Annotated in this window: 14 protein-coding genes; 2 read left to right on the forward strand and 12 right to left on the reverse strand. The window is 39.0% G+C overall.

Annotation, left to right across the window (positions count from 1 at the left end):
- The 11 genes from AAEM60_RS21710 to AAEM60_RS21760 all read right to left on the reverse strand — a co-directional run bounded on the left by AAEM60_RS21710 (window position 1) and on the right by AAEM60_RS21760 (window position 10764).
- Entirely contained in the window at window positions 1-1110 is a 1110-nt protein-coding gene (locus tag AAEM60_RS21710) for a capsular polysaccharide biosynthesis protein CapF (RefSeq protein WP_341357138.1), read from the reverse strand.
- Complete coding sequence (locus tag AAEM60_RS21715; RefSeq protein WP_341357139.1) at window positions 1107-2129, reverse strand: polysaccharide biosynthesis protein; 1023 nt, start codon at window positions 2127-2129, stop codon at window positions 1107-1109. Before AAEM60_RS21715 ends, AAEM60_RS21710 begins: the two co-directional genes overlap by 4 nt.
- Complete coding sequence (locus AAEM60_RS21720; RefSeq protein WP_341357140.1) at window positions 2122-3366, reverse strand: glycosyltransferase family 4 protein; 1245 nt, start codon at window positions 3364-3366, stop codon at window positions 2122-2124. The genes AAEM60_RS21715 and AAEM60_RS21720 overlap by 8 nt, the downstream gene beginning before the upstream one ends.
- A 20-nt stretch (window positions 3367-3386) precedes the next feature.
- Complete coding sequence (locus AAEM60_RS21725; RefSeq protein WP_341357141.1) at window positions 3387-4244, reverse strand: NAD-dependent epimerase/dehydratase family protein; 858 nt, start codon at window positions 4242-4244, stop codon at window positions 3387-3389.
- Entirely contained in the window at window positions 4241-4870 is a 630-nt protein-coding gene (locus tag AAEM60_RS21730) for a sugar transferase (RefSeq protein WP_341357142.1), read from the reverse strand. The genes AAEM60_RS21725 and AAEM60_RS21730 overlap by 4 nt, the downstream gene beginning before the upstream one ends.
- Before the next feature lie 313 nt (window positions 4871-5183).
- Complete coding sequence (galU, locus tag AAEM60_RS21735) at window positions 5184-6077, reverse strand: UTP--glucose-1-phosphate uridylyltransferase GalU (protein ID WP_341357143.1); 894 nt, start codon at window positions 6075-6077, stop codon at window positions 5184-5186.
- Between the two features lie 12 nt (window positions 6078-6089).
- On the reverse strand, window positions 6090-7910 hold the full coding sequence (locus AAEM60_RS21740; protein WP_341357144.1) for a nucleoside-diphosphate sugar epimerase/dehydratase: 1821 nt from the start codon (window positions 7908-7910) through the stop codon (window positions 6090-6092).
- Between the two features lie 88 nt (window positions 7911-7998).
- Window positions 7999-8139, reverse strand: a complete 141-nt coding sequence (locus AAEM60_RS21745; RefSeq protein ID WP_341357145.1) for a hypothetical protein — start codon at window positions 8137-8139, stop codon at window positions 7999-8001.
- 315 nt (window positions 8140-8454) lie between these two features.
- Entirely contained in the window at window positions 8455-9222 is a 768-nt protein-coding gene (locus tag AAEM60_RS21750) for a CpsB/CapC family capsule biosynthesis tyrosine phosphatase (protein WP_341357146.1), read from the reverse strand.
- A 104-nt stretch (window positions 9223-9326) separates the two neighbouring features.
- A complete protein-coding gene (locus tag AAEM60_RS21755) occupies window positions 9327-10022 on the reverse strand; it encodes a CpsD/CapB family tyrosine-protein kinase (RefSeq protein WP_341357147.1) in 696 nt (231 codons plus the stop codon).
- Complete coding sequence (locus AAEM60_RS21760) at window positions 10015-10764, reverse strand: YveK family protein (RefSeq protein WP_341357148.1); 750 nt, start codon at window positions 10762-10764, stop codon at window positions 10015-10017. The genes AAEM60_RS21755 and AAEM60_RS21760 overlap by 8 nt, the downstream gene beginning before the upstream one ends.
- Before the next feature lie 204 nt (window positions 10765-10968).
- Here AAEM60_RS21760 and AAEM60_RS21765 point away from each other — a divergent pair, with 204 nt between their 5' ends.
- Window positions 10969-11766 (forward strand): SGNH/GDSL hydrolase family protein, encoded by a 798-nt coding sequence (locus tag AAEM60_RS21765; RefSeq protein WP_341357149.1) that lies wholly within the window; start codon window positions 10969-10971, stop codon window positions 11764-11766.
- A gap of 99 nt (window positions 11767-11865) precedes the next feature.
- Window positions 11866-13110 carry a LysM peptidoglycan-binding domain-containing protein gene (locus tag AAEM60_RS21770; protein ID WP_341357150.1) on the forward strand — a complete coding sequence of 415 codons (1245 nt, stop codon included), beginning with the start codon at window positions 11866-11868 and terminating at the stop codon, window positions 13108-13110.
- A 44-nt stretch (window positions 13111-13154) separates the two neighbouring features.
- On the opposite strand, the gene AAEM60_RS21775 is transcribed toward AAEM60_RS21770, so the two are convergent.
- A complete protein-coding gene (locus AAEM60_RS21775; protein WP_341357151.1) occupies window positions 13155-14894 on the reverse strand; it encodes a cell wall-binding repeat-containing protein in 1740 nt (579 codons plus the stop codon).
- Window positions 14895-14909: the final 15 nt, after the last annotated feature.

Here is a 14909-nt window from a genome sequence, read left to right on the forward strand (position 1 = left end):
CTAAACCTCCAGGTAGTATGTATCCGGCTTTTCAGGATCAAACAGCTCATTCGCCCACATAATTGTGACCATATCTGTGTCACCAAGATTCTCAATGTTATGTGTATATCCCGTAGGTATATCAACTACTTCCAACCTTTCTCCACTGACAAAATATTCAATAACTTCACTTGAATCAATTTTTCTAAAGCGAATAACTCCATGTCCACTTACAACTAAAAACTTTTCGTTTTTTGTATGGTGCCAATGGTTACCTTTTGTAATGCCAGGCTTAGAAATGTTAACTGAAACTTGACCTCTTTCTGGAGTCTTAATAAACTCTGTAAATGAACCTCTATTATCTACATTCATTTTTAGTTCATAACTAAATTGATCTTCTGGCAAATAACTCAAATAAGTACTATATAATTTTTTAGAAAGTGAATTAGACATATCAGGTATTGTTCGTTCTTCTCGACTTTGCTTAAAAGAATAAATTAAATTAACAATTTCACCTAGAGTACTAGTGTGAACTACTGGAACCTCACAAAAATCATCAATTTTATTTTCATTACAATGTAAAGCATTAATAAGCTCTTCAACAACATCATCAATATATACTAGATTCATCTTGACGTTCGGATCATTTACATTTATCGGTAACCCATTAGCAATATTATGACAAAAAGTAGCTATTGCACTATTATAATTAGGCTTGCACCATTTCCCAAAGACATTAGGGAAACGATATATCAGCGCTTTTGCTCCTGTTTGATTACTGTATTGAAAAAGTAAATCTTCACCTGCTCTTTTACTAATGCCATAAGGGTTTTCTAAATTGGCTTGAACAGAAGATGAAATCATTACTGGACAGTTGTTTTGGTGCTTTTTTAGCGTTTCTAATAATATAGATGTAAAACCATAGTTTCCATCCATAAATTCAGATTGATCCTTAGGGCGATTTACTCCAGCAAGATGAAATACAAAATCTGCATTTTTACAATACTCATTTAGTAGAGTTGGATCTGTGTCCCTGCTATATTCTTGAATACTTGTATAGTTGCGATTTCTTAATTCAGCTATTAGATTTTTTCCAATAAAACCTTTTGATCCAGTTACTAATATGTTCATCTTCTATTCCAACCTTTCAACTCTTCATGAACATAATCAAGCATTAAAAGCTTATCTTTAATCGCTTCAATTCTTAATCGTTCTGTGTTATGAGAGTTATATTCATCTTCAGAAGATAACTTTTGATCTCCTTCTTCAAAGTACTTTTCATAGTTTAGATCTCTTTGATCCGCAGGGACTCGATAAAATCCGCCTAAATCTTTTGCAACTACATGCTCTTCTCTTGTAAGCAATGTTTCATATAGTTTTTCACCATGACGGGTACCAATCACTTTTATTTCATTATCAACATTAAATAATTCCTTAAGTGCCTGCGCCAATTCTCCAATAGTTGATGCCGGTGATTTTTGCACCATAATATCGCCGGCTTCTGCATTTTCAAAAGCAAATACCACAAGCTCTACAGCTTCTTCCAAACTCATAAGGAATCTTGTCATATTAGGATCAGTAACCGTCAAGGGTTGGCCACTTTTAATCTGTTCAATAAATAATGGAATTACAGAACCTCTTGAAGCCATTACATTTCCATATCGAGTACCGCAAATTAAGGTTCTTTCTGGATCTACCGTTTTCGCCTTGGCTACAAACACCTTTTCCATCATTGCTTTAGAAATTCCCATTGCATTTATGGGGTATGCAGCTTTATCAGTAGAAAGGCATATGACTTTTTTAACACCACTTTCAATAGCTCCGTTAAGAACGTTCTCCGTTCCAATTACGTTAGTTTTAACAGCTTCCAAAGGAAAGAATTCACAAGAAGGAACTTGCTTTAATGCAGCTGCGTGGAATATGTAATCTACACCATGCATAGCATTCTTAACACTTGACAAGTCTCTTACATCTCCTATGTAGAATTTAAGTTTTTCATTTTTATAAACTTTTCGCATATCATCTTGTTTTTTTTCGTCTCGTGAAAATATTCTAATTTCTTTGATATCTGTATCTAAAAATCTTTTCATAACAGCATTACCGAAAGAACCAGTACCACCGGTTATTAGTAGTGTCTTATTTTTAAACAATTTGTTTTTCCTCCAATTTATGATTATCTCTTAAGTGCGAATCCATTCTATTTAACAAATCCTCTTTGTTAAAGTTACAATCGTAGTAGTTTTTAGCATTTTGACCCAACTGTATTAATTCTTCATCAGTTTTGGTTAACAATTCAATGAAAACCTCTGATAGTTTCTCTGCATCACCAGCAGGACTAGAAAAACCAGCACCTGAATCTTTAACAATCTGACATGTTTCACCTTCTGCAGATGCAATTATTGGAATTCCACAAGCCATATATGATTGTAACTTTGCAGGAATTGTCATAGAGAAAAGAGGGCTATTTGTTAAACTAAGGAAAGCGGCATCACAAGCAGCCATAAATTCAGGGATTCTGTATGCAGGTTGTTTTTCGATAAAATTAAACATTTCCGATACATTTTTTGAATCAACCATTTTAACTAAAGTTTCTTTATATCGTCCGTCTCCAACTATATTAAATCGAATTTTTCTATTTACTTGCTTTTCTTTAATTAGTAAAGCTGCTTTTGGTAAGATATCCAAACCTTGAGCATTCCCGATATTACCAGCAAATATTACATTTAATGCATCATCACTTGGAATTTCAACAATACTTTTTTTGTTCAGAGGCCTATAGAACTCTTCTGCATATTGTGGCCAGTACTCTACTTTATGTCTATTCACATTACGCTTTACAATCGAATCTACAAAACTATTTGATGTTGTGAAGATTTTAGTGCAGTGTTTATATATATAATCAACCATCTTACCAATGGCACCAATAACATATTTATTCTTAATTCCTGTGATAATCTCGACATTTTCTGGCCAAAGATCTTGAACATATAAGTAACATGGTATCTTTCTTTTTTTTGCGTACCATACACCAGGTAAGGCTTGAGTCATCGGAGATACTTCGAATATAAAGACATAGTCTGCTTTTATTTTTGTGAATAAATTCCAAAATAATCCTGTGACCACAAATGAAATATAATTCAAGGCAAGCATTATTGAATTATTCCCTCTTGGAACCAGTGGGATTCTAATAATACTTATCCCGTTGTATGTCTCTTTTCTTTTCTTTAAAAGTCCATACCCTTTAAAATATTTCCCTTGCGGATAATTTGGGATACCAGTAATAACAGTAACTTTATAACCTTTTTTCACCCATTCAGTACATATATCATTTATCCTAAATTGTTCAGGGTAGAAATATTGTGATATAACTAAAATATGCTTTTTCATATTTCTTCAACCCTCCATCATTATTTCTCCGTCAATTCTATTGTTTTACGAAAATCTCTTACTTGATAATTTTCTTTATATAAACTCATACTTTTTTCGTATACCAAATTTCCAAACACTTTGTTGACAATTCCAAATTTAATTCCTATCAGGTTAAGAATTGGATTGAACATCTTTGTCAATTTAATATTCTTACTGTGAAATCCAGCAATAACCTTTACCATTTCACTGGTGCTAACATATTCTTTATTTTGTGGAAAGAATAATCCACTTTCTTCATGATCAATGATAAGTCTAATAAATTCACTAAGATTATCGATATGCAGCATACTACGCTTATTTTCTACATCAGGAAATAATGGTAGTATCTGAGCTGCTTTAGCAAGTTTAGGGTAATTACCTTTTGAATTCTTTCCATAAATCATTGGTGGTCTGATAATGGCTATTCTGAAGTTTTCACTATTTAAAGATTTAATACCTTCTTCAGCCTGCAATTTACTATTTCCATAAAAATTACTAGGAGTAGGTTTAGTATTTTTATCAATCACTCTTTCTTCACTACTACTATCACCGTATACAATTATACTACTCATAAAAATAAACTGCTTTACACCTTCAGCCTTTGCCTTTTCAGCAGTTTCTATTGTTAAATCCCTATTCACTTTATAATATATATCTTCCATTTTCGGATCTGTTGAGACATGAGCAATTCCAGCCACATGAAGCACTACATCATAAACAGAGAAGTCTTCTTCTTTCCATGAATTTTCTCTAAGACTAATAAAATCTATTGAATACTTATCAGGATAATTTCCAAGCCAACTCTTAAAACTCTTTCCTACATAGCTATTTTTTCCTGTTATAAGAATTTTTTTCATTTAGAAGTACTCTCCTTACTACTAGCAACTTCCTTTTTGCGACCAGTTCCCCCTTCTATAACACCATCACTCTTTACAACGCTAATTATTGTTCCTAAGAAACACTTAACGTCTATCCAAATACCAAGTTTATCTACATACTCACCATCTAATTTAGCCTTAACCTCAATTGGAAGCTCATCACGGCCATTTATTTGCGCCCACCCAGTTAAACCAGGTGGAACATCATTAGCACCATACTTTTCTCGTTCAGCAATAAGGTCATATTGGTTCCATAATGCTGGTCTAGGTCCAATAATGCTCATTTGTCCAACAAAAATATTCCAAATTTGAGGTAACTCATCAAGTGAGGTCTTTCTCAAGAGCTTACCCATTTTGGTAATGAACTGCTCAGGATTTTCCAATAAATGAGTAGGAGTGTCGTTAGGAGTATCTATTCTCATAGTACGGAACTTTAAAATATTGAAATGTGTCTTGTTAATACCAATACGCTTCTGCTTAAAAAGAACTGGCCCTTTCGAGTCCAACTTAATGGCAATAATTAGAATTAAATAAACCGGGGATAATAGTATAAGACCACTTAAAGAAAGAATAATATCTATTAATCTTTTCACTTTCATATACATGCCTGTAACACTCCTTAAAAAATCATTTAGTTAAATAGGAATTAAATGGAACATCCGAATCATTCCAACCAACTACTAAGTCCCTAAATAATAAATCCGAAATAAATATACATTAAAAATCAATCTTTATAATTAAGGTACTTAATCCCTAGAACAATGAGGACTCTTAGAAATAGATCCCTTGGAAACCTATCTCTTCTAACTTCTCAGTTATAACAAATATATTTTCACATTTCCGTCACAAAATAGATCAATCCAAGTCACGAGAAGCCGAAATATTTAACAAATTGCTTCACGAGAGGGGTAAAAGAACTCACCCTTCACCCCTTTTGACACCAACCAAACTCTCCAAATAGTCCACCACCTGCGATTGCAAATCCTCACGCTCAAGCGCAAAATCCAATGTAGCTTTTATAAACCCAAACTTATCTCCAACATCATGCCTCACACCATCGAACTCAAATCCCACAACCATTTGGATAAGATTCAACTCTTTTATAGCATCAGTTAACTGAATCTCCCCACCAGCACCAGGAGTAAGGTTTTCTAAAATAGTGAAGATTTCCGGCCTCAGAACATAACGACCCATAATCGCATAATTAGAGGGAGCCTCCTCAATCTTCGGCTTCTCAACCAAATCATGGATATGATAAACCCCATCCTCAATTCCATTATGATTAATCGAGATCACACCATATTTTGAAACATCCTGCTTGGGGACTTCCTGAACACCGATGACGGACGAATTATAACGCTCATACACATCGATTAATTGCTTCAGACAAGGTTTCTCTTGAGCATGTACAATATCATCTCCGAGCAATACCGCAAATGGCTCATCCCCAATAAATCGACTAGCACATGAGATTGCATGACCTAGTCCAAGAGGTTCCTTCTGGCGGATATAGTGAATATTAGCCAACTTCGAAATCCCCTGTACTTCTTCAAGCTGGTCATACTTACCTTTTTTCGCTAGCGTTTCTTCCAGTTCATAGGACTTATCAAAATGATCCTCAATCGCTCTCTTACCTCGACCCGTCACAATAATGATATCCTCAATACCAGAAGCCACAGCTTCCTCGATAATATATTGAATCGTAGGCTTATCTACAATCGGCAACATTTCCTTCGGTTGAGCTTTCGTAGCTGGCAAAAATCTTGTTCCAAGTCCAGCAGCTGGAATAATCGCTTTTCTCACTTTTTGCATATCTTCTACCCCTTAGTTTACATTCTGAACTAATACTCGTTCTTTCTTATTCGCTAACTCCAATACATAATTAGCTAAATACTCAGGATCAAACTCAGCATGGTTTTCTACTAAGTTCGAAACTCTCTCATACTCAAACTCCACCGTCTTCCCAATGAAAATCTTTGGAAACACAGCTTTACCATGGACTTCATTCTCACCCAATAATTCCTCATACATCTTCTCACCAGGACGAATCCCCGCATACTTAATCCCAATTTCTTCTAATTTATAACCAGATAACTTAATAAGATTTTTTGCAAGGTCAACGATTTTCACTGGTTCTCCCATATCCAGGACGAATATTTCTCCACCACGCGCTAAAGCTCCAGCCTGCATGACTAAACGGGACGCTTCTGGGATTGTCATAAAGTATCTTGTCATGTCAGGATGAGTAACCGTAACCGGACCGCCAGCTTGAATTTGCTTCTTAAATAATGGTATTACGCTTCCTCTGCTGCCTAATACGTTCCCGAAGCGCACCGCAACAAAATTTGTTTGACTTTCTTTGTTCAATTTTTGAATGACCATCTCAGCAATGCGTTTCGTAGATCCCATCACATTTGTAGGGTTTACTGCTTTATCAGAAGAAACTAAAACGAACGTATTCACCCCAAATGTATCTGAGGCCTCTGCCACATTCTTTGTACCAATTACATTGTTCTTAACCGCTTCTTTCGGATTATATTCCATTAACGGTACATGCTTATGGGCTGCCGCATGGTACACTACCTCAGGTGCATGCTCTTCAAACACTTCAAAAATCCGGTTTCGATCTTGTATATCCGCGATGATAGGGACAACTTTCAATTCTGTTCCGTATCTATTTCTTAGTTCCATATCGATTGTATAAATAGAGTTTTCACCATGTCCTAATAATAAAAGTTTCTTAGGTTTAAATTTACTCACTTGGCGGCAAATCTCAGAGCCGATTGAACCACAAGCACCTGTAACTAGTACTGTTTTACCTGAAATTTTCTTCGAGATGCTCTCAGTGTCAAGTTCAACCGGTTCACGGCCAAGCAAGTCCTCCACCTGTACTTCCCGGAATTGATTGACGGAAACTTTACCTGAAACGATATCTTCAATCATCGGCATGATCTGTGTCTTTGCAGAGGTTTTACTGCACTGTTGATACACTTCTTGTATTTGACCCTTGCGAAGAGAAGGAATGGCAATGATGATATTATCAATTTGATGCTTTTCAACCAATGTTGGTATATCTTTGGTGCCGCCTAGTATTGTGACACCATAAATTTGAAGTTTCATTTTTTTAGGATCATCATCAATAAATCCAACTGGAAGCAAATCCGTATCCTGGCTCTTTATCAATTGTCGGACCAGCATGGACCCTGCTGACCCAGCCCCGATGATTAACGCCCGTTTCTTTTCCTGTTTCGGCTTTATGTAATAGTGTCTGTACATTCTCCATGAGAATCGTGATCCACCTATAAGTATGATATGAAGCATCCAAGTGACTGCTAGTACCCGAACATATATATCCCCGTTCACAAAAAACTGTAGAATACCAGTGGCCACGATTGAAAATGTAATCGCTCGAATGATCGCAACCAATTCCCCGACACTTGCGTATTCCCATGCTTTCTGATAAAGACGATCTAGAAATGCGAATACATGGTGACTTGCCAGTAATGCGCATGAGCTAAAGACGAGTGTAGGTAACGTGTACAGGCTGAACGTTGGATGAAGGAGATAATAACCGAAATAAATTGCTGTTAACACGATCAAAGAATCCAGCAGCATCAGCAATGATACCCGTTTTGTATAACTCACATAAATCCCTTCTTTTCTAAGTTATTTTGACAAATTAAATACCTAAGGGAAAGATACAAATGTATATCCTTTCCTTAGGTATCTAGGTTTACTTTTGATCATTTAATCTTTTTTCAATGGCTTGGTTGATTAGTTTTCTTATTTCTTCTAGTCGCTCTACCGGTACATCCTGATAAATATATCTTATTGCTTTTTTGATACTTTTAGACATGGAACTAAAATCTTTCAAGCGTGCATTCTCCTTGATTTTACATATAAACTTATTTATACCATAATATGAATAAAATACATAAAGCGTTTTCATTGTTTCTCTTTACTGTATTCTATTATTATAGTAGATGTGGGCATCTAACCCTTCCTCACATCCCACCACTGACGACGAGCGTCTAAGGCAAAGTTTCCTCTCCGCCCACGGTGTGATCGAGTGCCTCCAATGATAATGGTAAGGAGACATTCCCAAAATTCTACTGTTGTCTGTGCGCACCTTTTTGATTCTGATTTAATAACGACAATAGTACCTTAGGATTACCTGTGTTTGATTCTTTTAGAAGATTCCGAGGAACTTCTTCTTTTTGATCAATTCAGGTATTTCTTTATAAATATTTTTTCCATCGATCAGCAATTCTGCATTTTCTGTAAAGTAATAGACCATGTCTATTCCGTACTTTTTCTCTATATAATCCATCGCTTCTTCCATTTTAAAGGTGCGATTACGTATGTTATGAGCGTCTGATGCGATGAAGTGTGTCAGGTTGGCTTGGATCATTTGCTGTGAGAATTTCTGGATGTTCTTGCCGAAGTATCCTGTAAGGCTGGATGCTGTTAGCTGAGTTGCGGCTCCTCCTTGTACAAGCTTATAAAGCTTTTCCGGTCGTTCAATCAACTCCGCATTACGCTCTGGATGAACGATGACCGGGGTCAGACCTGCTACCTGAATGTCGTAGAGAAGCTTTTCCGCATACCGCGGAACTGAACTCGATGGGAACTCAATGAAAAGATATTGGGATACTTGGTTTAAAGGCAAGATGTCACCCTTTTGGTAATCTTCTAAAATTTCACCATAAATGCGGCATTCCTGTCCGGGAAGTACTTGAAGGTTAATGTGTTCTTCCCTTAACCGATCATTCACTTCTTTCACAAGGGGAAGGATGTCCGACTTCACATTGTCGTATTTTCCATTACGGTGATGAGGAGTCGCAATGATTGTATGAATTCCTTCTGAGACAGCCTGCTTCGCCATATCGATACTGTCGTAAATCGTACTGGCACCATCATCTATCCCCGGAAGGATATGGCTATGTATGTCAATCATTACTAACTCCTCCTCTTTCTAGTTCTTTCGACTTAATTCTACACCGACTACCATTTTACACCACTAGGTATATTTGTAAAGGGGTGAATTTTGTCGAATAAACCTTAATTTCCATAATAGTAATAATAGTCTGTTTCTGAAGCTTTCTTATTATTAAGTACGCATCCAAGCAGCTTTCCTTTTGTCGATTGCAATAGCTCTTTTGCTTTCTTCGCGGGTTCCATTTCTGTCTTTCCGCTTGAAACGACAAGGATGCTTCCATGACACTGGTTCGCCATAATTTGTGCATCTGTTACTACAAGTACGGGTGGTGTATCAAATATAATCAAATCATACTCGTTATAAGCATCGACAAAGAATTGCTCCATCGCCCTTGAACTTAATAGCTCAGCTGGATTCGGTGGGATCGGACCGCTTGAGAGAATATGAAGCTTGTCCACACCGCTGTCTTTAACGGCTTCCTTCAGTGTCACTTGTCTCGATAGAATATTCGTTAATCCTGTTGTGTTCGGGAAGTTAAAGGTATAGTGAACGGTTGGCTTCCTCATATCTGCATCAACTAACAGGACGGTCTTACCCTGCTGAGCAAAAACTACTGCTAAATTCGCGGCAGTTGTGGACTTTCCTTCCCCTGGACCTGCAGATGATACCATGATTGAACGGTATTCCTGATCGACTGATGAGAATTGGATGTTCGTACGAATTGTACGGAATTGCTCCGATACGGGAGACTTTGGATTCGCTTTCGCGATTAGCTTACGTATATTTGCGTTCATTGATTTCTTCTGTTTATTAAACACCGACACTTTCACCTCTGCGTCTTGACGTTCTTTCCTGACGGTGAGCTACCTTCTGAAATTCACTGTCTGAGATCGTCGGGATCACCCCTAGTATAGGAAGCTCGAGACCTTTCTCGATGTCTTGCTCTGTTTTCACTGTGTTATCCAAGAATTCTAATAAGAATGCAAGCCCCACTCCGGCCATTAAACCGACTACTAGCGCAATGGCAATATTTAATAACGGTTGTGGTTTAATCGGAGATGGATTTTCTCCAAGTTCAGCCTTTGCAAGGATACTCACATTATCCACGTTCATAATTTTTACAATTTCTGTTTGAAAGACTTCGGCAATCTTATTCGCAATAGCCGCCGCTTGTTTAGGATCTTCATCCTGTACGGAGATGTTCACGACTTGGGAATCCTTTTCACTTTGAACCGTTACTTTTTCATTTAGAGCTCCAGTCGTCATATCCAACTCAAGATCATCGATCACAATATCCAGAATAGCCGGGCTCTTCATAATGACATTATATGTATTGATCAATTGTAGGTTGGTTTGCACTTCCCCTACATTAAATGAATTCTGTTGATCTTGATTCGATTTATTCACAAGCAATTGAGTAGACGATTGATAGATTGGTGTGAGGACAAAATAGCTGATGGCCGCACTTACCAATACTGCCATTAGGGTCAGTATGATGATGAGACTCATGCGTTTCTTCAACGTCTGAATGAGCTCCTTTAAACTGATGGTTTCTTCCATGATAGCCTCCTATAATTCTTAAAAAATAAAAATCTCGTCATATTATATCATAAGTTCTTGTTATTTTTAGGGAATCTTGTCATAATTTTAATATAATTGAAATCTTTTGTTACTTATCTATTAAACAACAGATTGTTTATTATTGGAAGGGGCTATTCGAATTTGGCTCCATTTTCCAAGTTATTTACTCATAGGAGGTTCGTAATGAAAAAGGTATTTATTTTTTTCCTACTTATATTATGTGGTGGGGTTATTGTTTATGGGAATCTTCACTGGAAGTCGATGACAACGGGTTCCACGTCTGCGGATTCGTCTTCAAGTCCGGAGAAGCAAGGTCAATCTGATAAGAGTGAGCCCACATCCCTTGAAACAGAGGAAGGGGATTATCTGCCTACTACGGTCAATTGGCCGGAAGATGCCCGTTCCCTTTATAAAGAGAAGCTAGAAACTGGAGAACCCTTCAATATTGTTCTGATGGGATCAACCGAAATGGATTCCATTGAGGAAGGATGGAACGACAAAGTAGCGAACGCTTTAGAAGACGAGTACGGGGACACTGTTTCAATTCAGAGTCTATCCTTTGAAACCAATACACTTGAGTTCGTGCGTGAGGAAAGATATGAAGAAGTAGGGGATTTACAGCCTGGGCTCGTCATTTTTGAGCCGTTCGTCTTTAAAGATAATGGAAACGTTACGATCGAGGACACTCTTCAAAGCATCAGCACGATCATAGATGAAGTAAAAGAGTTATCACCTGGGTCAGCATTTGTCCTTACACCCCCACAGCCTATTTATCAGCCTAAAAATTACGCTGTACAGGTTTCTCAAATTCAGGAATACGCGAAAGAGAATGATATTCCGTTTATTGATCACTGGTCCAACTGGCCAGGTGTAGAAGATGAAGAGATTAAAACGTACTTGGATGATGCCAGCAGCCCGAATGAGCAGGGACACACAGCCTGGGCCAAAGGAATCATAGACTTCCTGGTAGAAAAGGAATAATTTTTTACTATTTTAGGAATAATTTAGTTTTTTCCACCAAATTATGTGATAAAATGACGGTATTATCTATCAAACTATGACAATAAAGGAGAAGTGTACGTGAAAAAGACATTGGTTTCTGTAGCAGCTACGGCTGTACTCTCGTCTTCGTTTGTTAGCTATGCCTCGGCAAGCACTCACAAGGTGGAATCAGGCGACTCCCTTTGGCTGATCGCAAACAAATATGACACAAGCGTTGCCAACTTGAAGAGTTGGAACAAGCTGCAGTCAGAAATGATTTTTCCTAATCAGGTATTGAAGGTTGCCGCGAGCGGCGCCCAATCGCCACAAGCACCTGCGCCTCCAAAGCAAAACACAGGGCAGACGTCCGCTAAAACGTATACGATTAAGTCCGGGGATACATTAGGACAGATTGCCGGTAAGCATTCGATTTCCCTTGCCGATTTAATGAGCTGGAATGGTTTGAATAATCATCTGATCTATCCCGGTCAAGTGTTGAAAGTATCGAAAACGGGTTCCCAGCCTGCTCCAAGCAGTCCGGCACCCGCTCCGGCTCCACCTAAACAAGACGGTTCGGTGACAAGTTATTCAGTGAAATCTGGGGATACGTTGTCTCATATCGGGATGAAGTTTGGTGTGACGGTAGCCCAACTTAAAAGTTGGAATGGACTTTCGAGTGATTTCTTATCGATTGGACAAGTCCTGAAAGTGTCGAAATCAGGGGCTCCTGCCACTCCGGCACCGGCACAACCTGCTCCGCCTAAACCAGATAGCTCCATGACAAGCTATACCGTTAAGTCGGGAGATACCCTGTCTCATATTGGTGCAACATTTGGTGTGAGTGTAAGTGAGTTAAGAAGCTGGAATAATCTTTCGAGTGATTTCCTGCGCATCGGACAGGTCCTGAAGGTGAAGGGAACGGCTGAGGCAGTCAAGCCCCCAGCAGCTCCGGCACCAAGCCAATCTTCGTCCTTTTCCGTTGATAGATTATTAAGTGAGGCAACGTCTCATATGGGGACCCCTTATGTATGGGGAGGCTCATCGGCCGGCGGCTTTGATTGCAGCGGCTTCATCTATTATGTCTTTAAAGAAGCCGGTGCCAATGGTGTAAAGCGTCTATCCAGTGAAGGATACTACAGTCGCTCCTACTACGTGAATACACCTCAGCCGGGTGACCTTGTATTCTTCGAAAATACATATAAAAAAGGCATTTCTCACTTAGGCATTTATATCGGAAACAATGAATTCATCCATGCCGGGGACAACGGCGTCCAGGTTTCCAGCTTAAGTAACTCTTATTGGAAATCGAAGTTTGATGGATTTAAGAGATTTTATGATTTGTAGAAAGATAGACCCCGATGACATTTACGCCATCGGGGCCTATTTTTTTATGGAGTGAAGAAATCCTGAGTATAGTACACGCCATACTCCCCGCCGAAGTATACTCCTGTCCCCAGCTTTTTGAAGAGAGGACTCAGGATGTTTTTGCGATGGCCGGATGAGTTGACCCAGGCATCATGAACAGCGATGGCATTGAACTGTCCCCCCGCGATGTTTTCCCCTGCCGATGAATATGAGATTCCAGCCTGATCCATCCTTTGAAAGGATGATAGACCATCAGGGTTATCATGACTGAAGAAGTTTCTTATGGCCATGTCTTTACTGTGGGCTCTGGCTACCTCTTGAGCTTTAGCATCCGCCTGAAGGGGTGCCACAAGATGTCGTGCCCGTAATGCATTTGCCTGGTCGAGGATCTGCTTCTCCATGCTGTTTCTTAGTTCCGTTATATTCACGTCCGGATTTGTGATCGTGAAATCTTCTCTCATGAGTAAGAGCCCGGAAAGTGTATTCCCATCATTTTTATCATAATAAGTACGAATAAGCATTTCATCGTAATAATAGTCGTTAGTCTGATTGTGACTGGCTCCTATTTGATTTAATTTGGTTTCAACTTCTGTATTGCCGAGACCAAGCTTAAGTCCGGATCGTGACACCCAGCTATCCGAGTTTGAATAGACCGCCACCACTATCCCTTTAAATACACCGTATTGGATGTACTTCTTGGGATCCAGATTATAGACATACCAGTCAAAGCTGAATCTACTTTCATCGATTCGCTGTGGATCTCCTAAGGAAGATCGAAGGAATTCTTCAGTGGCATTGATATGAACTCCTTGGAAACGAAACTCTTCCAGGCTTCCTGTTAACTTTTCCTCGACACCTGACGAGACGGCGTTGTTCCCTCCAAGAATGGAGAATGAGTCATAAGAGTTTACCAGACTTTTTATTGTTGAAGGAACAGCCTCTTTCTTCACTAATAGTATTGGTGCGTTTTCTTTTGCTGCCAGTACAGACCCCGATAAGGCATCAGCGAAGTTTGTCCCCGTTGCTACATAAGCTCTTTCCTTTTTCATCGGAAGACCTTCTATTATGTTCTTAGCGGTCTCATAACGGTCGACACCGCCATATCTGGTTGTGCCGGGGAGTTTTGATTCTACTTTGGCAGAGATCACTCCGTCACCTCCGACTATAATGGTCTCTTGTTTCTGCTCTGTTACCTTCAGGGTAGATGACGGTAGAGTGCTGGATTCCGTCAATACAATCGGGATGCCATTTTTGGCGGCGTAAGGAGCGACTGCCAGCGCATCCGGGAAGTTCCGTCCGTTTGCTACGATTGCTTTCTTGGAAGGTAAGTAACTGGCGATTTTGGCGGCTGTTTGGAAACGGTCGTCTCCTCCGATTCTTGTAATCTTCATGTTTTTCTTTTTCAATTGTGTTTCAATGGTTGCATCGATTGCGCCGGTTCCACCTAATATGTAGACGTGCTTTGCCTTTAAACGCTCGATTTCCTGCAACGTTTCAGAGGGTAAACGATTTTTGTAGATTAATAGAATCGGTGCACTCATTTTATAAGCGAGCGGTCCCCCTGCCAGGGCATCGGGGAACGTTTGTCCGTTTGCAAGCACCACCGTGTCGGATTGATCCCATCCCCATAACGAAATCTGCACAGCTGTATCGAAGCGATTTTCTCCACTTATCCGGTTTACATTTGCCTTTGCTGTGTCCATTTTTACCAGGCTGAATGAAAGGATGATGAATAAGATGGTTATGCCGGTTTTTTTAATCAAATGACTCCCTCCCTA

This window comes from Rossellomorea sp. y25 (genome assembly GCF_038049935.1).
Taxonomy (GTDB): Bacteria; Bacillota; Bacilli; order Bacillales; family Bacillaceae_B; genus Rossellomorea.